The organism is Micromonospora sp. NPDC005298 (assembly GCF_040607375.1).
Taxonomy (GTDB): Bacteria; Actinomycetota; Actinomycetes; order Mycobacteriales; family Micromonosporaceae; genus Micromonospora.
In genome coordinates, this window is record NZ_JBEXGP010000001.1 from 351,978 (window position 1) to 371,432 (window position 19,455).

The following is a 19,455-nucleotide window of genomic DNA, read 5'->3' on the forward strand; positions in this document are numbered from 1 at the left end:
GGGAGACGGCGGCATCTCTGGTGGCTCTGACGGATAGATGTCCGTCAAAAAACCCGAACGGCTGACCAGCTCTGCCGCAAAAGGCGGTCGGCCCCGGTGGCTAGCGGTAGTCGTCCTCGTCCCCGGTGACCACCCGGGCCTGCTCCATCGCGTCCCAGTCGTCGACCTCCAAGCCGCGGTGCGGCTCGCTGTCGACGTCGGCGGGGCCGACCACCGTGGCCTGCTCGACCGCGTCGGCCGGCTCCGCCTCGGGGTCACGCTCGTCCGCGGCGAGGTGGTCGCCGGGTGTGAAGTCCTCGTCAGGCTGACCCATCGTCCCTCCCGGGGGTCTCGGTGCACGGTCCCCACCCACCGTACGGGCTGGGCAGGCGGCACGCCCGGAAGCCGAGTCGGCGGAATCACCCCTCGGGGGTGCGCGCCGATGCCAGGATGGAGGCGTGGGCTTCCTCATTCGACTGGCGATCACCGCGGTCGCGCTGTGGATAACCACGCTGATCGTGCCCGGGGTCGATGTGCACGGCCGCTCGGGTGGCAACACCGCCCTCACGCTGATCGTGGTCGCTCTGATCTTCGGGGTGATCAACGCGGTGCTCAAGCCCGTGATCAGGGTCGTCGGCTGCGTGTTCTACCTGCTGACCCTCGGCCTGTTCGCGCTGGTCGTCAACGCGCTGCTCTTCCTGCTCACCGACCGGATCGCCCGCGGGCTCGACCTGCCGTTCCAGGTGGACGGTTTCTGGCCGGCCTTCTGGGGAGCGATCGTGATGACCGTGGTCACCTGGTTGATCAGCGTCATCGTGCCGGACCACCTGGACCGGCGGTGAACGGCCGTACCCGGGTCGGTTGTTCCGACGCACCCCACCTACGGGATACTTCCGGGTGGAGGACAGCGCGGTCCGGCGCACACGTGAACAACAGCGGCCAGCACGGCCGAGAGTGGTAAGTAAGGAGCGCATCACATGCCCATCGCTTCCCCCGAGGCTTACGCGGAGATGCTGGACCGCGCCAAGGCCGGCCGGTACGCGTACCCCGCGATCAACGTGACCTCCTCCCAGACGCTGAACGCGGCGCTCAAGGGCTTCGCCGACGCGGAGAGCGACGGCATCATCCAGGTATCCACGGGTGGCGCCGAGTACCTGTCCGGCCCCTCGATCAAGGACATGGTCACCGGCGCGGTGGCGTTCGCCGCGTACGCGCACGAGGTGGCCAAGAAGTACCCGGTCAACATCGCGCTGCACACCGACCACTGCCCGAAGGACAAGCTGGACGGGTTCGTGCGTCCGCTGATGGGCATCTCGCAGGAGCGCGTGAAGCGCGGCGAGCAGCCGCTGTACCAGTCGCACATGTGGGACGGGTCGGCCGTGCCGGTCGCCGAGAACCTCCAGATCGCGTCGCAGCTCCTCGACGAGGCCGCCAAGGGCAAGATCGTCCTCGAGATCGAGGTCGGCGTCGTCGGTGGCGAGGAGGACGGCGTCGAGAACGCCATCAACGACAAGCTCTACACCACGGTCGAGGACGGCCTGGCCATGGTCGAGGCGCTCGGCCTCGGCGAGAAGGGCCGCTACATGGCGGCGCTGACCTTCGGCAACGTGCACGGCGTCTACAAGCCGGGCAACGTCAAGCTCCGCCCCGAGATCCTCAACCAGATCCAGGAGGCGGTCGGCGCCAAGTACGGCAAGGACAAGCCGCTCAGCCTGGTCTTCCACGGCGGCTCCGGCTCGCTGCTGAGCGAGATCCGTGAGGCACTGGACTACGGCGTCGTGAAGATGAACATCGACACCGACACCCAGTACGCTTTCACCCGGCCCGTCGCGGACCACATGCTCCGCAACTACGACGGCGTGCTGAAGATCGACGGCGAGGTCGGCAACAAGAAGCAGTACGACCCGCGTACCTGGGGCAAGGCCGCCGAGGCCGGCCTGGCCGCCCGGGTCGTCGAGGCGTGCGAGCACCTGCGCTCCACCGGCACCACGATGGCCAAGTAACGACGCTCGACCGACGGCCGGCTCTCCTAGCGGGGAGCCGGCCGTCGCCGTCAGGTCGTCAACAGGCGGACGGCCTCGCGGACGTCGTCGGTGAGGTGGATCGTCGCCGACAGGTCACCGAACGGTGAGGCCGCCAACAGCGGGCGCAGCAACGCCTCCACCGGCAGCTCAGTGGTCCAGTAGCCACGGTCCAGGAAGATGTACGCGCCGCTCGCCCCGTCGGTGCCGTAGTAGGTCTTCGTGGCCGCCTGGAACACCTCCTGCACGGTGCCCGCCCGCCCCGGGGCGAAGACGATGCCGCCCCGGGCGAGCCGCAGGATGGTGTCCTCCCGGATCGCGTTGGAGAAGTACTTGGCGATCCGACCGGCGAACAGGTTCGCCGGCTCGTGCCCGTACAGCCAGGTCGGGATGGCCAACCCGCCGGCCCGCGCCCACCCCGCGTCGGTGCCGCGCTGCCGGGGCACCGCCGCGTACCGCTGCCGGACCGCCAGCGCCGCCGCCGTGTACCGGTGGTGGTCGGTGAAGTCGGGCGCCGCCGCCAGCAGGTCGATCGCCGCTGTCAGCTCCGCCGCCGGCTGGTCCGCCAGGTACGCGCCGAGGTTCGCCGCCTCCATCACGCCGGGCCCGCCGCCCGTCACCACGAGCCGGTCGGCCCGCGCCAGCTCCCACCCCAGCACGGCCGCCATCCGGTACGCCGCGCTGCCGCGCCGCACCGCGTGCCCGCCCATGATGCCCACCACCGACTGCGGCCCGTACGCGGACAGCCAGGCCCGGGTGGCGTCGCCGAGCGCGTTGTCCACGCCGTGGTCGTGCAGCCGCTGGCCGAGCGCCTCCTTGACGTCCGGCAGCGCCCCACCGTGCGCCCGGTAGTGCTCGTACACCCGGGTGTCGTACATCCCGGCGAACCCGCCCTCGGCGAACCCGGCGGCCAACTCCTCGGGGGTGTAGAGGTGCGTCGGCTGGGTCGGGTACGGCAGCCCGGAGAACGGCGGCACCACGTTCGCGCCGCGCCGGACCAGGTCCGCGCCCACGTCCCGGGAGGCGAAGCGGCAACCCACGAAGAGGGTGCCGGCGACGTCGACGCCGGTCAGGTCGGGCGCCGGGTCGAGGTCGAGGCGTAGCCCCTGCACGGTCAGGCCGGTCAGTCGACCGGTGGTCAACTGCCTGTCGAACTCGTCGCGGGTCTGGATCTCGTTCGCGTGCAGGTGCGGCTCGATGACGTCCGCGGGAGGTGGGGTCGGCACGCGGCAATCCTGCCCGCCCGCCACCACCGGCCAAACCCGGGGGCCGGGGCTGACGCGACAGGAGCCCGGTGGTCGTGGCCGCCGGGCTCCTGCGTAACCGGTTCCTGGGGAGGCTCCGGACTATTAGTTGTAGTGGAAAACACCTGCCGGCGGCATAGGCCGCAGGCGTGAGCAAACCCTCAGCCGTTCAGCGGAACGCGCCGGCCGACCCGCTCGCGTGTCGCCCTGTCCAGCGGGTTGAATGGGGCGATGCAGAACCTTTTGCCAGAGCCACCGGCCACCCTCCTGCCCGCGCACGACGAGGCTGACGCCGTCCTGGCCGCCGCCGAGGAGGCCGGCACCGACGAGGCGTTCACCCAGGTGGCGGCTCGGTTCCCGACCTACAGCGCGGCCTGGGCCGCGCTCGCCGCCCGCGCGTTCGCCCAGGGCCAGGTGGTGACGGGGTACGCGTACGCGCGCACCGGTTACCACCGCGGCCTGGACCAGCTGCGCCGCAGCGGGTGGAAGGGGCACGGCCCGGTGCCGTGGTCGCACGAGCCGAACCGTGGCTTCCTGCGCTGCCTGTACGTGCTCTCCCGGGCCGCCGACGAGATCGGCGAGGCCGACGAGGCGGCCCGCTGCGCCCAGTTCCTGCGTGACTGCGACCCCTCGGCGGCGGACGCGCTGGCCAGCAACTGACCCGTCCGAAGGCCGGCCCGGTACCGGGCCGGCCTTCGGTGGGCTACAACCCCTCGGCGACCGCCGCGGCGATCTTCAGCCAGGCGTCCCGGGTGGCCGAGGAGAGCCCGCCGTACCGGATCGGCTCCCCACTGTCGATGAGTCGCTCGTACGGGGCCAGCAGCACCGCCCGCGTACGGGCCGCGAAGTGTTCCTGGATCGCCGGCAGGTCGATCTCCTTGCGCGACGGCGGCATCGACACCACTGTCACCGCCTGCCGGACCAGCCGTTGCCGGCCGCTCTGCTCCAGGTGGTCGAGCATCCGGGCGGCGGTCTCCGCCGAGTCGTTACGGGCCGACATGGTGACCACCAACTGGTCGGTGGCGTCCATCGAGGCCTGCCAGTTCTGCGCCCGTACATTGTTGCCGGTGTCCACGAAGATCAACTTGTAGAACCGGCTGACCACCTCGCGGATCTCGGCGAACGCGGCAGCCGTCAGCATCTCGCCGCCGGTGGCCGACTCGTCCGAGGCGAGCACGTCGAACATCCCCTCGCCCTGCGAGCGGACGTACTGCGACAGGTCACCGACCCGCCCGTGCGCACCCTGGAACTGGCCGAGGTCACGCAGCATGTCCCGCACCGTGCGCGAGTGGAAGTCCTGCTGGGCGCGCATCCCCAGGGTGCCCTGGGTCTCGTTGTTGTCCCAGGCCAGCACGTAACCGCCGCGCTTCTGCCCGAACGTCATGGCGAGCAGCAGGATGGCCACCGTCTTGCCAGCGCCACCCTTCGGGTTGACCACGGTCACCTGCCGCAGGCCGCCGAAGTTGCGGCGCACCATCTCGATGTCCCGCTTGAGCTCCTGCTCGTGCCTTCCGGGCGACAGCCGCAGCAGGCCCATCTTGTTGACCACCGCCCGTACGCCCATGGTCGCCACCGGCTCGGGCGGGCGGACCTGTCGACGCCTGGCGAAGTCCTCGGCGGTCGGCGCGGCGGCGCTCTCCGGTGCCCAGGCGGCGTCCGGGTAGCCGGCGGCCGGCCCCCGGCTCGCCCCGTCAGCCTCCTGGAAGTGCTGGGGAGGCGGTGGCGGCACTCCCGGCGTGCCCTGCTGCCACGGCGGGGGATACCAGGCCGGCGACGGCGGGAACGGCCCCGGCGGTGCCGCGGCGCCACCCTGCTGGGGTACGGCCCCACCGGACGCCGGGTCACCGAACTGCGACGGGTCCGGTGGCGGCGGCAGCGGAACCTGGCCCGGGATCCCCGGGGAGTAGGACTGACCGGTGTACGTCTGCCCACCGCCGGCCTGCGGAACGGTCGAACCGCCTGGCGGCACGGTGGGCGGGGCGGGAATCGGGGGCGTCTGGGTGGCCGCCTCCTCGGAGGCGGGTCCGGCCGCGCCGGCCGGCCGCTGCGGCGGGTACGCCCAGGGTGAATCGGTGGTCGGTCGCGCCGTTCCGACAGCCGGCCCGTCCTGCGCGGCACCACCACCCTGCGGTGCGGCCGGCGTCGGCCCGGACGTCGCCGCACCGGAGGTCTCCGGTCCCGTCGCCACCGGCCCGGCGGTCACGGCCGGCCCGTCTGTCACCGCCGGCCGGTCGGCTGCCGCCGGCAGGTCTGTCGTGCTCGTCGGCCGGCCCGCTGCCGCCGGCCGCTCCGTCGTGCTCGTCGGCGTGGCTGTCACGTCGTCTGCGCCGCGGGCGTTCGGGCCGTCCGGGGCCGAGCCGCCGCCGGGACCACCGGTCGGCGTGGCCGACGCCACCGGACGGTCCAGAGAGAACGGCATGTCCAGATCCACCCCGCCCGGAGTCGGGGAAGCGGCGGCCGCCGGAGTCGCCGTGCCGGTGGTGGTGCCCGCCCGCCCGGACGCCGCGGCCGTGCCGGGTGCGGGGGTGCCAGGTGCTGGCGTGCCGGGTGCCGTGGTGTCGTGTGCGGGGACGCCGGGTGCCGTGGTGCCGGGTGCGGGAAAGCCCGGTGCCGGCGTGCCGGGTGCGGGAACGCCGGGCGTGCCCGGCGCGTCGCTGCCCGCCGGCCCGCCCGGGGTCGCCGCCGGATGGACCGTGCCGGTCGCCGCGCCGTTCGGCGGGGCGGAGGGCGCGGCCGGGTCGGCCGGCGGAGGCCAGCTCGGCTGCGCCGGCGCCCAACCCGAGGCGGGGCCGTTTGCTCCCCAGCCGCCGGGTGCCGGCACCGCACCGGTGAGCGACGGGTAGTCCGACGGCGACGGTGGAGGCAGCGCCGGCGCGCCGGGCTGCCCGGGAACCGGTGGGCGGCCGATCGGCGGCGCCGCCACCGGTGGAGTCACCGGCGACTGCGCGGTCGACGGCGGCGTACCCCGCTGCTCGACGACCGACGCCCACGGCGGCACCACACCAGCCGCGCCCGGATCTGCCGGATCCGGCGGCCACAGCGGCTCGATGTCCCGCTCCGGCACCGGCTGCTGGCCGGGCTTCCGCGCCCGGTCGGCGTTTTCGTCCATTACGGCCCTCCCCAGTCCTCCTGCGAGGATAGGCGCACCCGCCGACCGGGGCCGGTCGACGCAGCCGGTCAGACCAACCAGACCGCCCAGGCACCCGGTTCGATCCACCAGGACCGCTTCCGGGTCAGCTCGGCCTCGACGCCGTCGTCGAGGTAGGGCACCTTCCCCTCCCGGGGCAGCACCGACACGGCCCGCCCGCGAGCCCGGCGTACCTCCAGGCGTACCCGCTTGCGGCCCAACGCCGAGCGGACGACCACCGGAACGGCCACCGCGACCTCGACCTGGCCGTCGGCCGGATCCGGCGCGGCCAGCAACGTCACGTCGTCGAGCGACGCGTACCCGCCGGCGTTGCCCACCGCGCACGCCAGCAGCGGTTCGTCACCGTTGGTGAGGACGGTGTCGTCCACCTCCACCCGGGCCCGCCAGTGCAGCGGCCGGCCCGCGTCGTCGGCGGCGCCGAGCAGAGCGCCGTCCAGAGTCACCGAGCCGCCGTCGTTGCGCAGCAGGTCCAGCCGACGCGGCGTGCCGTCGAGCACCGCGGCGGCCACCGCCGCCGGGTCGCGCGGCAGGCCGAGCTGCGCGGCCAGATCCCGCTGGTTGCCGCTGCGCGCCGGGTCGAGCGGCAGTACGGCCACCGGCGGCAGGTCGGGCACGGTCCGGCCGTCGGGCAGGTCGACGGGGCGGCGACTCGGCGCCGGCGCGTACCGCCGGACCAGCCGGCGCAGCACGGCCCGCAACTGCCCGTCGCTGGCCGTCGCGACGACCAGCCGGGTCTTGCTGTCCGGGTCGGGCCAGGTCAGGCCGTCGGGACGGGCCGGCCCGTCGAACAGCGCCAACACCTCGTCGATCTCCGCGTTCGAGCGGGCGGTGACCGTCTGTACGCGGGCACCGCGCGCGTTCAGCGCGTCCGCGCAGGCCAACACGGGAACACGGGGCCGATCGGTGGCGCAGTGCTCCGCGTCGCCGGCCCCCGGGGTCTTGTCGGACTCGGTCGCGCCGCCGCAGCAGGCCCCGCCGCTGCCGCAGCCCCCGGAAGCGTCCCGCTCCGAATCGAGGGTGAGCAGCACCACGTCGTACACGGAAGGAGCCTCCTGCCTCTCGCCGCGACCCCTGCCGGCCGCGCCGTCACTACTTGTTAACCTGACACCCCGGGCTCGCCAACCGGTCGCCACCTGGCACCCGAGCCTTCTGGAGGCGGAAAAGATGCCAGCGATCGTGCTCCTCGGCGCCCAGTGGGGCGACGAGGGCAAGGGCAAGGTTACCGACCTGCTGGGTGAGCGGGTCGACTACGTCGTGCGCTACTCCGGCGGCAACAACGCCGGACACACCGTGATCACCCCGGACGGCCAGAAGTACGCGCTGCACCTGATGCCGTCCGGCGCGCTCTCGCCGAGTGCGATGATCATCATCGGCAACGGTGTGGTGGTCGACCCGAAGGTGCTGCTCGCCGAGATCGACGGCCTCGCCGAACGGGGCGTCGACGTGTCCCGGCTACGGATCTCGGGTGACGCGCACCTGATCATGCCGCACCACCGGGCGCTGGACCGGGTCATCGAGCGCTACCTCGGCTCGTCCCGGATCGGCACCACCGGCCGCGGCATCGGCCCGGCGTACGGCGACAAGGTCGCCCGGATCGGCATCCGCCTCCAGGACCTGCTCGACCCGGGCATCCTGCGCAAGAAGCTGGAACTCGCGCTGCGCGAGAAGAACCAGATCCTGTTCAAGGTCTACAACCGCAAGGCGATCGACCTTGAGGCGACAGTCGAGGAGTACCTGGAGTACGCGGAGCGGCTCAAGCCGTACATCGCGGAGACCCGGGCGATGCTCTGGGACGCCCTGGACCGGGGCGAGACGGTGCTGCTGGAGGGCGCCCAGGCCACCATGCTCGACATGGACCACGGCACCTATCCCTTCGTGACCTCGTCGAATCCGACCGCCGGTGGCGCCTGCGTGGGCGCGGGCATCCCGCCGACCGCGATCAACAAGGTCATCGCGGTGAGCAAGGCGTACACCACCCGGGTCGGTGCCGGGCCGTTCCCCACCGAGCTGTTCGACGAGAACGGCGCGCACCTGCGCAAGGTCGGTGCGGAGTACGGCACCACCACGGGCCGTGAGCGCCGCTGCGGATGGTTCGACGCCGTGGTCGCCCGGTACGCGTGCCGCCTCAACGGTGTCACCGACCTGGTCATCACCAAACTGGACGTGCTCACCGGGCTGGCCAAGGTGCCGATCTGCGTCGGCTACGAGATCAACGGCGTACGGGTCGACGACATGCCGATGAGCCAGACGGACTTCCACCACGCCACGCCCATCTACGAGGAGCTCGACGGCTGGTGGGAGGACATCACCAAGGCCCGCACCGTCGATGAGCTGCCGGAGAACGCCCGCCGCTACATCGCCCGCATCGAGGAACTCTGCCGAACCCGCGTCAGCGTCATCGGCGTAGGCCCCGGCCGCGAAGAAAACGTAGTCCAACACCCCCTCCTCCCCTAACCCCCGGGCTGCTGCCCCCGGGCTGCTGCCCCCTCGGGCTGCTGCCCCCCCGGTGATCATGAGGTTGACGGGCTGTTCGATCGACAAACGGCCCGTCAACCTCATGATCACGCGTCGGTGGGACGTCGCTGTCCACAGGTCTGTCCACAGGGGTGGTGGGGGTGGTCGGTGGGCGGCCAGCGTGGGCTTCGTGGACCGCGCAGACATCGTTCGCTCGATTACCTCCGCTCAGGATGGCCTGATAACCCGAGCGCAGGCGCTTCGGAGCGGCTTCAGCCGGTACGAGATCGACCACCTGGTCGCCATCGGTCGATGGCGGGCTCTCGCTCGAGCGGTCTATCTGACGGACAGCCGATGTGGGGATGCGCCTGATCGTCGTAGCCGTATTCGAGCGGCCCTACTCTCGCTGGGCACGGGCGCTCACGCGGTGTTCGGCACCGCGGCCGAGTTGTATGGCATTGCCGGGCTGCCACGTCGTGACGAGATTCATGTGGGGTTGCCGGGCAGGGCGGCGAAGCTGGCGCGGGTGTCGGACCCCGCGATCGTGCTGCACCAGCTCGAGCATCCTCCGGGCGCGGTGGTGCGGGTGAACGGGGTCGCGGTCACGGAGCCTCGGCTGACCGTCTCCGAAATCATCCTGCGGGAGCACCGGTACGCGGCGGTGTCGGTGCTCGACTCGGCGCTGAACCGAGGTCTCCTCTCGCCCGAATCGCTGGCGGCGATTCCAGCGATGATCCGAGGTCGGCGCGGCGCGGTCGCGGCACGTGGCTACCTCGCCGAGGCGGATGGCCGGGCCCAGTCTCCGCTGGAGACCCGTACCCGTCTGCGATGCGTCGATGGGCGGGTTCCGCCAGACACGCTCCAGTTGGAAGTTCGTGACGCCGACGGGTATCTGCTCGGCGTCGGTGACCTGGGTTGGCGCGGTCCGAAGGTGATCGCCGAGGCGGACGGCCGGGACGCGCACGGCTCGGCGGAGGCCATCTTCGCCGACCGCCGCAGGCAGAACCGCCTGGTCAACGCAGGCTGGACGATCCTCCGTTTCACCTGGCAGGACACGCTCCACCCGAACTACATCCCGCACACCGTCCACCGTGCGATCGCCGCCGCTCACCTTCGCCGATCATGAGGTTGACGGACCAGGGGTTCACTGAACAGCCCGTCAACCTCATGATCAACGGGGGTGGGCGGTGGGGACAGTAGGATTCCGGGTTGTGCGCGTTCTCTTGGTGGGTGGTGGCGGGCGGGAGCATGCTCTCGCGCTCGGGTTGGCTGCGGATCCGGCTGTTTCGGCGGTAGTCGCCGCGCCCGGTAACCCGGGGATCGCCCCGGTGGCCGAGCTGCGACCGGTGGCCGTGACCGATCCTGGCGCGGTGGCGGCGCTGGCCGTGGAGACCGCCGCCGACCTGGTGGTGATCGGGCCGGAGGCGCCCCTGGTCGCCGGGGTCGCCGACGCGGTACGCGCCAAGGGCATCGCCGTGTTCGGCCCGTCGGCCGAGGCCGCCCGGCTGGAGGGGTCCAAGGCGTTCGCCAAGGACGTGATGACTGCCGCGAACGTGCCGACGGCCCGCGCGTACGTCTGCGCGGACGAGGCGAGCACCGCTCGGGCGCTCGACGAGTTCGGTGCGCCGTACGTGGTGAAGGACGACGGGCTCGCCGCCGGTAAGGGCGTGGTGGTGACCGACGACCGGTCGGCCGCGTTGGCGCACGCCGCGGAGTGTGGCCGGGTGGTGGTCGAGGAGTTCCTCGACGGCCCGGAGGTCAGCCTGTTCGTGGTCACCGACGGCGAGGCGGCGTTGCCGCTGCTGCCGGCGCAGGACTTCAAGCGGATCGGCGACGGCGACACCGGCCCGAACACCGGCGGCATGGGTGCGTACGCGCCGCTGCCCTGGGCGCCGCCCGGTCTGGTCGACGAGGTGATGCGCGACGTCGTGCACCCCACCCTGGCCGAGCTGCGCCGTCGGGGTACCCCGTTCGCCGGTCTGCTCTACGTCGGCCTGGCGATGACCGCCGCCGGCCCTCGGGTGATCGAGTTCAACGCGCGCTTCGGTGACCCGGAGACCCAGGTGGTGCTCGCGCTGCTGGAGACGCCGCTCGGCGGGTTGCTGCACGCGGCGGCCACCGGCACGTTGGCCGAGCATCCGCCGCTGCGCTGGCGGGACGGGGCCGCGGTCACCGTGGTGCTTGCCGCGCAGGGTTATCCGGCGGCGCCGCGTACCGGTGATGTGATCACCGGCGCGGACCGTGTGGGCATCATCCACGCCGGCACCGCGCGGCGGGCCGGCGACGGGGCGTTGGTGTCCGCCGGTGGCCGGGTCCTCTGCGGTACGGCCACCGGCGCCGACCTGGCCGCCGCGCGGGATGCCGCGTACGCGCTTGTGGACGGGGTGGAGTTGGCGGGCTCGCAGCACCGCACCGACATCGCCGCCGCCGCGGTCGACGGCCGGATCACAATCCCCGGCTGAACCTGGGCAACCCCCGCCTGTATCGCCGCCGTTTGACAGGTGAGATGAGGGGGTGGCGGGGTTGCCGCTTGATGTCGAGGGCTACCGCGACTTTGTCGGTGCGCGGCTGGAGGCGCTGCGGCGCACGGCGTACCTGCTCTGCGGTGACTGGCACACTGCCGACGACCTCGTGTCGGCGGCGCTGGTCAAGCTTCTCCGTCACTGGCGGCGGGTGTCCGCCATGGAGAACCCGGACGCGTACGTCCGCCGGACGCTCCTGCGGGTCTGGTTGGACGAGCGGCGACGGCCGTGGCGTCGCGAGGCCGCCTGGGCTGAGGTGCCGGATCGCGCGGCCCCCGCCGCAGGCGTGGATCAGGTAGCTGACCGGCTGACCATCCTGGCGCTGTTGGCCGAGTTGCCGCCACGTCGCCGGGCGGTCCTCGTGTTGCGGTACTTCTGCGACCTGTCGGTGGAGGAGACCGCACGCGAGATGGGTTGCACCCCGGGAACAGTCAAGAGCCAGTCGGCGCGGGCGATCGAGACCCTCCGGGGCCGGCTGGTCGGTGTGCCGTCGCTCACCCAGGAGGTACGGACCAATGGATGAGATCGCCCGTCAGTTGCGCACGGCGGCCGCTGTGACACCGCCGACCCGGATCGACGTGGACCTGTTGATTGCGGCTGACCGACGGCGTCGTCAGCACCGGGCCTGGACGCTCACCGGCACCGGGGTCGCTGCCGTCGTCGCGGCGGTCGCGGTCACGCCTTCGTTGTTCGGCGGCGCTCAGGCGGGCCGAGGCGAGATGGTGTTACCGCCTGTCGCCTCGGGAGGTGGCTCGGCCGTCGCCCTCTGTCAGATGGTCGCGCCCTCGGCCAGCGGACCGGAGCCGCCGTTCCAGACGTATGACACGGTGCGGTCCCGTCCGGTCGAGAGTCCGCAGCAGGCAGAGGGTCGGTTGACCGGCGCGTTGCACGCGGCGGTGGACGCTGTCGTGCCCACCGACGTGAGGGTCGTCGGCATGGTGCCGGAGTGTGACAGGCCGCAGTTCGCGTACCACGCCAGGTATCGGGAGTACACGTCGATCGCCGTGCTCAGCCGCGCCGGGCTGCGCGGCCACCTCACCGTGGTGGTACGCCCCACTCCGGCTGACGCGCGGGGCGACTGCTCGGAGGCGCCGGACAGCGCCGAGTGCGAGCTGCGGCCGCTGCCGGGTGACGGCGTGGTGCTGCTCAGCACCAGCACGGACCCGGGTGGTGGAGTGCAGCGGTGGGTGCAGCTCCAGCGCCCCGACGGGACGTCGGTGACGGTGACGGCCGACAACATGATCTCCGCGGAGGACGGTACGCCGGAGTTGACCGCACCGGAGCCGCTGTTGACCTCGCAGGAACTTGTCGAACTGGCGCGGGCGCCGGGTCTGACCCTCTATCCGTGAGGGCGATTCAGCTGTAGTAGCGGCGCAACTCGCGGCTCAGCACCTTGCCTGTGGCGTTGCGGGGCAGGTATTTCACGAAGACCACGTCCCGGGGGACGGAGAACCGGGCCAGGTAGTGGCGGACGTACTCGCGGACCGCGTCGGGGTCGAGGGTTTCGCCGGGGTGCAGGGCGAGGAACGCGGCGAGTCGCTGGCCGTACTCGGGGTCGGGTACGCCGATCACGGCGGCCTCGCGGACCTGCGGCAGGCGGGCGATCAGGTCCTCCACCTCGGAGGGGAAGACGTTCTCGCCGCCGGAGACGATCATGTCGTCGGCGCGGCCGTCGACGAAGAGCAGCCCGTCGGTGTTGAGTCGGCCGAGGTCGCCGGTGTCGAGCAGGCCGTCGCGGATTTCCCGGCTGGCGCCGGAGGTGTAGCCCTCGAAGAGCATCTCGTTGCCGACGAAGATCCGTCCGACGTCTCCCGCGGGCACCGGCTGGCCGTCGTCGTCGAGGATGGCCAGGCGGGTGCCGTGTGGCGGCCGGCCGGCGGTGGTCGGTGCCGTGCGCAGCTCCGGCGGCCCGGCGATGGAGGCCCAGGAGACCTCGGTGGAGCCGTAGAGGTTGTACAGCACGTCTCCGTAGATGTCCATGAATCTGGGCGCCAGCCCGCCGGGCAGGGCCGAGCCGCTGACGGCGACGACCTTGAGTTTGGGGCGCGGGTCCGGCGGGGGGACCTCGAGCAGCCGCTGCATCATCACCGGTACGGCGAACAGCGCGTCACAGCGGTGGGTGACCAGGGCGGCGAGCGTGGCGGCGGGGTCGAAGCGGCGTTGCAGCACGATTGTGGCCCGGAGCGCGAAGCAGACCTGGAGTGCGGCGAATCCCCAGGTGTGGAAGATCGGTGCGGCGATCATCACGCGGTCGCGGGTGTGCAGGGGTATGCGGTCGATGATGGACACGAGTGGGCCGAAGCCGCTGGGCGTGGGCCGGCGGGCACCTTTGGGCGCACCCGTGGTGCCGGAGGTGAGCACGATGATCCGGCCGTCGCGTTCCGGCGGGCGCAGCTCGCCGGGCAGTGCTCCGGCGACGAGTTCGGTGCGGGCGCGTTCGTCGAGGCGGGGCAGGTCGGCGGGGAGGCCGCGGACCCGGTCGGCGAACTCGTCGTCGTGCACCAGCAGGCGGAGTTGCTGCTCCTCGGCGACGGTGGCCAGTTGGGCCGCGGACAGGCCGGTGTTGACCAGGACCGCGTCCACGCCGAGCAGGGTGGCCGCGACGATCGTCTCGATCAGGCCGTGGTGGTTGCGGCAGAGCACACCGATCCGGTCGCCGGCCTGTACGCCGAGCCCGGCCCGCATCGACCGGGCCATCCGTTCGGCCCGGTCCAGGAGGTCGTGGTAGGTCAGTTCGGCGCCGTCGTCGTCGATGACGGCCGGGCGGCCGGGGTCGCGTGCGGCTGCCTGGCGGAGTTCGCCGGCGAGGCTCCACCCCCAGGTGCGCAGTGCGTTGAGCTGCGAGGCGATCCGGACCGGGCGGCCGGGGGTGAGCAGGCCGCGTCGGGTCAGCGTGGCAACGATGAACGGCAGGTCCATGCCGCAGACCTCCTTGGGGGGCGGTACGCGGACAGCCCCGTCCGGCGGGGCGTCTTACCTTGATCATGCACCGGGCTCGGTGGGAGGCCCGGACTGCGTCGGCGTGGGGTGACGAAGACGGCACGGATAGGTAGGAGTTTGCCGCCCGGGCCGGATCGGAAGGTGTCCGACCCGAGCGGCAGCCGACCGGAGGGTCAGCGGATCTGCATTCCGGAGATCGCCCGCGAGATGACAAGTCGCTGGATCTCCGAGGTGCCCTCGAAGATGGTGTAGATCTTGGCGTCGCGGTACCAGCGTTCGACCGGGTGGTCGCGCAGGAAGCCGGCTCCGCCGAGCAGCTGCACCGCCTTCTCGGTGACCGACACCGCCACCTCACCGGCCTTGAGCTTGGACATCGAGCCCTCGCCGGCGGTGAACGGTCGGTTGTTGCGGCCCATCCAGGAAGCCCGCCAGACGAGCAGCCGCGCGGCGTCGATCTCCATGCGCATGTCGGCGAGCGCGAACGCGACGGCCTGGTTCTCGATGATGGGTCGTCCGAACTGGACCCGCTCCCGTGCGTAGTCCAGGGCGTACTCGTAGGCGGCCCGGGCCACACCGAGCGCCTGCGCGCCCACGGTGGGTCGGGACAGTTCGAAGGTGCGCATCGCGGCCTGGCCGCTGGCCCGTTGCCCGGAGCGGGCACGGGCCAACCGCTCGTCGAGGGCGTCCTTGCCGCCGAGCAGGCAGCGGCCGGGTACGCGTACCCCGTCGAGGAAGACGTCGGCGGTGTGCGACGCGCGCAGGCCGAGTTTGCGCAGCTTGCGGGTGGCGGCGAGGCCCGGGGTTCCGGGCGGTACGACGAACGCGGCCTGGCCCCGGGAGCCGAGCGTGGGGTCGACGGAGGCGGTGACCACGTGCACGCCGGCGATGCCGCCGTTCGTGGCGTACGCCTTCTGGCCGTTCAGCACCCATTCGTCGGTGGCCTCGTCGTAGACGGCCCGGGTGCGCATCGCGCCGACGTCGGAGCCGGCTTCGGGTTCGCTCGTGCAGAACGCGGCGACGGCTGGCGAGTCGACGTCGCCGAAGCACTGTGGCACCCACTCGACCATCTGGTCGGGGGTGCCGGCGCCGTAGATGGCGGCGACGGCGAGCGAGGTGCCGAAGATGGACAGGCCGATGCCGGCGTCACCCCAGAAGAGTTCCTCGCTGGCGATGGGCAGGGAGAGTCCGGTCGGGTCGGCCCAGCAGGTGGCGAGGAACTCGAAGCCGTAGAGGCCGACCTTCGCGGCCTCCTGGATCACCGGCCACGGGGTGTCCTCGCGCTCGTCCCACTCGGCGGCGGCCGGGCGCACGACCTCGGCGGCGAAGCCGTGCACCCAGTCGCGTAGATCCCGCTGTTCCTCGTTCAGGTCAAGCGAGAACTCGCCCATGTCAGGCCTTGGGGATGTCGAACAGGTTGGCGATGTTGGCGGCGAGGCCGAGGTCGCCCTTCGCCTTCAGCTTGCCGGTCATGAACATCATCACCGGGTTGGCGCCACCGGAGACGATCTTCAGGAACTCGACCGGGCCCATGGTGAGGCTCAGCTTCGGGTCGTGCTGCGGGGTCTCGTTCACGTCGCACTTGCCGTCGGCGATGACGACCTCGTAGGTGTCGCTGCCGCCGTCCGGACGCCCGGTGATGATCCAGTGGATGACCGCGTTGGTGGAGCCGGCCCGGTCCGCGCGGAACAGCGACGGCATCCGGCCGAACACCTCGCCCAGGATCTTGCCGCGCAGGTCACCGGACATCGCCTGGGCGATCTTGTCGTCCGGGGTGGACTTGACCAGCTGGGCGAACTCCTTGGGGCCGACGTTGGCGAAGGTGGCCGGGTCGAAGTCAGTCATCAGGTGTGCCTTCCGGAAGATTTGGCTACTCGTGCGTAACCCTACGCACGAGTAGGTATGCTCGCAAGGTGTCCACCGTCCCCGCCTTCAAGCGCCTGCCACGAGCCGTCCGGGAGCAGCAGATGCTCGACGCGGCCGTGAAGGTCTTCTCCCGGCGCGGCTTCCACGCCGCCAGCATGGACGAGATCGCGGAGGACGCCGGCATCTCCAAGCCCATGGTGTACGCGTACCTCGGCACGAAGGAGGAACTCTTCGTCGCCTGCCTGCACCGTGAGGGCACCCGGATGATGCAGGCCATCGCCGGCGCCGCCGCCCCCGACCTGCCGGCCGACGAACGGCTCTGGCGCGGGCTGCGGGCCTTCTTCGGCTTCGTCGGGGCACACCGCGACGGCTGGGCGGTGCTCTACCGGCAGGCCCGAGGCGAACAGCCGTTCGCCGGCGAGTTGGCCGCCATGCGCACCCGACTGGTCGAGGTGGTCGCCGGGATGCTCGACCACGCGCTGCGCGCCGAGGGCCGCGAGATCGCCGCGATCGACCTGGAGGTCGTCGCGTACGCCCTGGTCGGTGCCTCCGAGTCGCTTGCCGACTGGCTCGCGGACCACCCGGAGGCCGACCCGGAGAAGACCGCCACCCGGATGATGAACGTGGCCTGGCTCGGCGCCGCCCAACTCCTGCACGGCGTCACCTGGCGTCCACCGGCCGACTGACGGTTCCGGTGGGGAAGGCGTCGGTGCCCGGCCTGGCGGACCGGTGGTTGCGCAACCAACGGGCCACCTCGACGACCAGCGTCACCGTCAGCGCGAGGCCCAGACCGAGTAGCAGCCCACGCAGCGGGTCCTGTTCGAAGGCCAGCCCACCCACGTAGCCGACCAGCGCCGAGTAGAGCCCCCACGAGCCGGCGGCGAGCGCGTCGAAGGCCAGGAAGCGTCGGCGGGGATAGTGCACCGCGCCCATGGTGAGGGTGACTGCGGTCCGGCCGCCCGGCACGTAACGGGCCACGGTGAGGATCAGCCCACCGCGCGTCGCGATCCCCCGCCGGGCCCACTCGACGGCGTCACGACGCCGACCGTCGGGCGGCAGTCGGTCGAGCAGTCGCGCACCGCCGCCCCGCCCGATGGCGTACGAGACGTGGTCGCCCACCAGCGCGCCGGCGGCGGCCACCAGGATCACCGCCGGCAGGTACGGCGCGCCGGAGGCGGCGAACACCCCTGCGGTGATCACCGCCGTCTCGCTCGGCACCACCGGGAAGAAACCGTCGAGCACCGCGATCGCGAAGATCGCCAGGTACACCCAGGGCGAGGACATCGTCTCGTGCAGCAGGTCGAGCAGATCCATGATCCTGATGCTGGTGTGGACGGCGGCTCCCGCCATCGGCCAGTGGTCAGACGGGGCACCGCTACTTAGGTCGCATCCAGCCCCGACGGCGGCTAGGGGTCATCCCTCACCGCACCCGGGTTCGGCTGCGCGGGACGGTCCGATCCGTCCCCGGGGCCCTACGCTCGCTACGTGGCCTCCAGCGCCGTCGCCGTCCGGCGGGCCGTCCAGCGGTACGCCTCCGTACTGCTCGCCGTCACCGTCGCGGCAGCCGTCTGGGCCAGCTCGACCGGTGACATGGGCGTCCGTTCACCGCTGCCGGGCTTCGTCGCGCTGTTCCTCGCGGTGGCCTCGGGTTGGGCCGCCGGCACGATCCGGAGGCGCCGCTGGCCGTTGTACCTGGCCGCGGCGGTGGGCTGGCTGGTGCTCGCCGCCGCGGCGGCAGGGGTGGTCGCCTCGTACCAGGCGGGTCTGCGGCTGCGCGGTAGGCGACTCGTCGGCTTCCTCGCCGCCGCGGCCCTGGTGCTCGCCTGTGGGGTGCTGGTGGGGCTGGCAGTGGGCGGCACGCGCCGGATCACCACCGCCACCACAGGCAACGTGCTGTTACTCGCCGCCGGCCTGGTCGGACTTCCGTTGGTCTTCGGCCTCTGGGTGCGGGCGCGCCGGGACACCCTCGCCGCACTGCGGGACCGCGCCGAGCGGCTGGAACGCGAACAGGAGGCCCGCGCCGACCGGGTCCGCGCCGAGGAGCGGACCCGGATCGCCCGGGAGATGCACGACGTGGTGGCGCACCGGGTCTCGCTGATGGTGGTGCATGCCGGTGCGTTGGAGGTGACCGCCGCAGACCCGGCGACAGTCGAAGCCGCCGCGCTGATCCGGACGACCGGCCGGCAGGCGCTCATCGACCTGCGTGAGGTGCTGGGCGTGCTGCGACAGGCCGGCCCGGCCGTGGTGCCGGAGCGCGGGCTGGACGCGCTGGACGAGTTGATCGGGGAGTCCCGGGCCGCCGGGCTGCGGGTGTCCCGACATGACGAAGGCGCGCCGACGGCGCTACCGGCGACCCTGGGGCGTACCGCGTACCGGGTGGTCCGGGAGGCGTTGACGAACGTGCGCAAGCACGCCGCCGATGCCGAGACGATCGTCGGCCTGCACTACCTGCCCGACGGGCTGGAGGTGCTGGTCCGTAACGGTCCGTCCGAGGTTGGGGCGGCGCTGCCCGGTGCCGGCCAGGGGTTGCTCGGGCTGCGCGAGCGGGTGGAGTTGCTCGGCGGCCGGCTGGAGGCCAGGCCGGCGGACGGCGGATTCCTGGTCCGGGCCCTGCTCCCGCTGGCGGGTGCGGGGTGATCCGCGTGGTGATCGTCGATGACGAGCACCTCGTGCGGGCCGGCCTGCGGCTGATCCTGGAGGCGGCGGAGGACATCACCGTCGTCGGTGAGGCGGCCGACGGTGCCAGCGCGCTGGAGCAGGCACACCGGTTACGGCCCGACGTGGTGCTGCTCGACGTGCGGATGCCGGGCCTCGACGGGCTGACCGTCGCGCGCGAGGTGGTAGCCGCCGGCCCGAAGGTGATCATGTTGACCACCTTCGACCTCGACGAGTACGTGCACCGGGCGCTACGGGCCGGGGCGGTGGGATTCCTGCTCAAGGACACTCCGCCCCGCGAACTGGCCGCCGCCGTCCGTACGGTGGCCGCCGGGAACGCGATGCTCGCCCCGACGGTGACCCGCCGCCTGATCAGCTCGTTCGCCGAGCGTGGTCCGGCCCGGCGGGACGCGGCGCGACAGCGGCTCGCCCCGCTCACCGCACGTGAGCTGGAAATCGTCCGGGAGGTGGCGCGCGGGCTCGGCAACGCGGAGATCGCCCGGCGGTTGACGATGAGCGAGGCCACCGTGAAGGCACACGTCAGTCGGGCACTGGCGAAGCTTCAGGCGGGTAACCGGGTGCAGCTGGCCATCCTGGTGCACGACGCTGACCTGCTGTGACAGGTGTGG

Annotated in this window: 19 protein-coding genes; 11 read left to right on the forward strand and 8 right to left on the reverse strand. The window is 72.2% G+C overall.

Annotated elements, in window-relative coordinates; all coding sequences use genetic code 11:
• Positions 1 to 100: 100 nt before the first annotated feature.
• Positions 101 to 313, reverse strand: a complete 213-nt coding sequence (locus tag ABZS77_RS01740) for a hypothetical protein (protein WP_354815559.1) — start codon at positions 311 to 313, stop codon at positions 101 to 103.
• 124 nt (positions 314 to 437) lie between these two features.
• Here ABZS77_RS01740 and ABZS77_RS01745 point away from each other — a divergent pair, with 124 nt between their 5' ends.
• The gene (locus ABZS77_RS01745) at positions 438 to 821 is read left to right on the forward strand and encodes a phage holin family protein (RefSeq protein WP_354815562.1); all 384 of its coding nucleotides are present in this window, start codon (positions 438 to 440) and stop codon (positions 819 to 821) included.
• A 135-nt stretch (positions 822 to 956) separates the two neighbouring features.
• On the forward strand, positions 957 to 1,982 hold the full coding sequence (fbaA, locus tag ABZS77_RS01750) for a class II fructose-bisphosphate aldolase (RefSeq protein WP_354815565.1): 1,026 nt from the start codon (positions 957 to 959) through the stop codon (positions 1,980 to 1,982).
• A gap of 50 nt (positions 1,983 to 2,032) precedes the next feature.
• On the opposite strand, the gene ABZS77_RS01755 is transcribed toward fbaA, so the two are convergent.
• Positions 2,033 to 3,226 (reverse strand): hypothetical protein, encoded by a 1,194-nt coding sequence (locus ABZS77_RS01755; RefSeq protein ID WP_354815568.1) that lies wholly within the window; start codon positions 3,224 to 3,226, stop codon positions 2,033 to 2,035.
• A gap of 249 nt (positions 3,227 to 3,475) precedes the next feature.
• On the opposite strand from ABZS77_RS01755, the gene ABZS77_RS01760 reads away from it, so the two are divergent.
• Positions 3,476 to 3,904 carry a DUF3151 domain-containing protein gene (locus tag ABZS77_RS01760; RefSeq protein ID WP_354815571.1) on the forward strand — a complete coding sequence of 143 codons (429 nt, stop codon included), beginning with the start codon at positions 3,476 to 3,478 and terminating at the stop codon, positions 3,902 to 3,904.
• Positions 3,905 to 3,947: 43 nt separating this feature from the next.
• Here the strand turns inward: ABZS77_RS01760 and ABZS77_RS01765 are convergent, their stop codons facing one another.
• Together ABZS77_RS01765 and ABZS77_RS01770 are read right to left on the reverse strand one after the other, a co-directional pair.
• Positions 3,948 to 5,663: a chromosome partitioning protein gene (locus ABZS77_RS01765; protein ID WP_354817083.1), complete on the reverse strand. Its 1,716-nt coding sequence runs from the start codon at positions 5,661 to 5,663 to the stop codon at positions 3,948 to 3,950.
• A gap of 758 nt (positions 5,664 to 6,421) precedes the next feature.
• Positions 6,422 to 7,432 (reverse strand): hypothetical protein, encoded by a 1,011-nt coding sequence (locus ABZS77_RS01770; RefSeq protein ID WP_354815574.1) that lies wholly within the window; start codon positions 7,430 to 7,432, stop codon positions 6,422 to 6,424.
• 124 nt (positions 7,433 to 7,556) lie between these two features.
• Here ABZS77_RS01770 and ABZS77_RS01775 point away from each other — a divergent pair, with 124 nt between their 5' ends.
• From ABZS77_RS01775 to ABZS77_RS01795, 5 genes are all read left to right on the forward strand, one after another.
• A complete protein-coding gene (locus ABZS77_RS01775) occupies positions 7,557 to 8,846 on the forward strand; it encodes an adenylosuccinate synthase (RefSeq protein ID WP_354815577.1) in 1,290 nt (429 codons plus the stop codon).
• Positions 8,847 to 9,036: 190 nt separating this feature from the next.
• Positions 9,037 to 9,972 carry a type IV toxin-antitoxin system AbiEi family antitoxin domain-containing protein gene (locus ABZS77_RS01780; RefSeq protein WP_354815580.1) on the forward strand — a complete coding sequence of 312 codons (936 nt, stop codon included), beginning with the start codon at positions 9,037 to 9,039 and terminating at the stop codon, positions 9,970 to 9,972.
• Positions 9,973 to 10,057: 85 nt separating this feature from the next.
• Positions 10,058 to 11,308: a phosphoribosylamine--glycine ligase gene (purD, locus tag ABZS77_RS01785; protein WP_354815583.1), complete on the forward strand. Its 1,251-nt coding sequence runs from the start codon at positions 10,058 to 10,060 to the stop codon at positions 11,306 to 11,308.
• Between the two features lie 61 nt (positions 11,309 to 11,369).
• Positions 11,370 to 11,891, forward strand: a complete 522-nt coding sequence (locus ABZS77_RS01790) for a SigE family RNA polymerase sigma factor (RefSeq protein WP_354815586.1) — start codon at positions 11,370 to 11,372, stop codon at positions 11,889 to 11,891.
• Positions 11,884 to 12,717 carry a hypothetical protein gene (locus ABZS77_RS01795; RefSeq protein ID WP_354815589.1) on the forward strand — a complete coding sequence of 278 codons (834 nt, stop codon included), beginning with the start codon at positions 11,884 to 11,886 and terminating at the stop codon, positions 12,715 to 12,717. Before ABZS77_RS01790 ends, ABZS77_RS01795 begins: the two co-directional genes overlap by 8 nt.
• 7 nt (positions 12,718 to 12,724) lie before the next feature.
• Here the strand turns inward: ABZS77_RS01795 and ABZS77_RS01800 are convergent, their stop codons facing one another.
• The 3 genes from ABZS77_RS01800 to ABZS77_RS01810 form a co-directional block, all read right to left on the reverse strand.
• On the reverse strand, positions 12,725 to 14,287 hold the full coding sequence (locus ABZS77_RS01800) for an AMP-binding protein (RefSeq protein ID WP_354815592.1): 1,563 nt from the start codon (positions 14,285 to 14,287) through the stop codon (positions 12,725 to 12,727).
• 194 nt (positions 14,288 to 14,481) lie between these two features.
• Positions 14,482 to 15,696 carry an acyl-CoA dehydrogenase family protein gene (locus ABZS77_RS01805; RefSeq protein ID WP_354815595.1) on the reverse strand — a complete coding sequence of 405 codons (1,215 nt, stop codon included), beginning with the start codon at positions 15,694 to 15,696 and terminating at the stop codon, positions 14,482 to 14,484.
• A gap of 1 nt (position 15,697) precedes the next feature.
• Positions 15,698 to 16,150, reverse strand: coding sequence for an SCP2 sterol-binding domain-containing protein (locus ABZS77_RS01810; protein ID WP_354815598.1), 453 nt, complete (start codon positions 16,148 to 16,150; stop codon positions 15,698 to 15,700).
• A 68-nt stretch (positions 16,151 to 16,218) separates the two neighbouring features.
• Between ABZS77_RS01810 and ABZS77_RS01815 the strand changes: the two genes are divergently transcribed.
• A complete protein-coding gene (locus ABZS77_RS01815; protein ID WP_354815601.1) occupies positions 16,219 to 16,857 on the forward strand; it encodes a TetR/AcrR family transcriptional regulator in 639 nt (212 codons plus the stop codon).
• Here ABZS77_RS01815 and ABZS77_RS01820 read toward each other — a convergent pair.
• Complete coding sequence (locus tag ABZS77_RS01820) at positions 16,832 to 17,488, reverse strand: DedA family protein (protein WP_354817086.1); 657 nt, start codon at positions 17,486 to 17,488, stop codon at positions 16,832 to 16,834. The two genes, ABZS77_RS01815 and ABZS77_RS01820, sit on opposite strands and share 26 nt — an antisense overlap.
• A 168-nt stretch (positions 17,489 to 17,656) precedes the next feature.
• Between ABZS77_RS01820 and ABZS77_RS01825 the strand changes: the two genes are divergently transcribed.
• A complete protein-coding gene (locus ABZS77_RS01825; RefSeq protein ID WP_354815604.1) occupies positions 17,657 to 18,808 on the forward strand; it encodes a histidine kinase in 1,152 nt (383 codons plus the stop codon).
• On the forward strand, positions 18,805 to 19,446 hold the full coding sequence (locus ABZS77_RS01830; protein ID WP_354815607.1) for a response regulator transcription factor: 642 nt from the start codon (positions 18,805 to 18,807) through the stop codon (positions 19,444 to 19,446). The genes ABZS77_RS01825 and ABZS77_RS01830 overlap by 4 nt, the downstream gene beginning before the upstream one ends.
• Positions 19,447 to 19,455 lie beyond the last annotated feature (9 nt).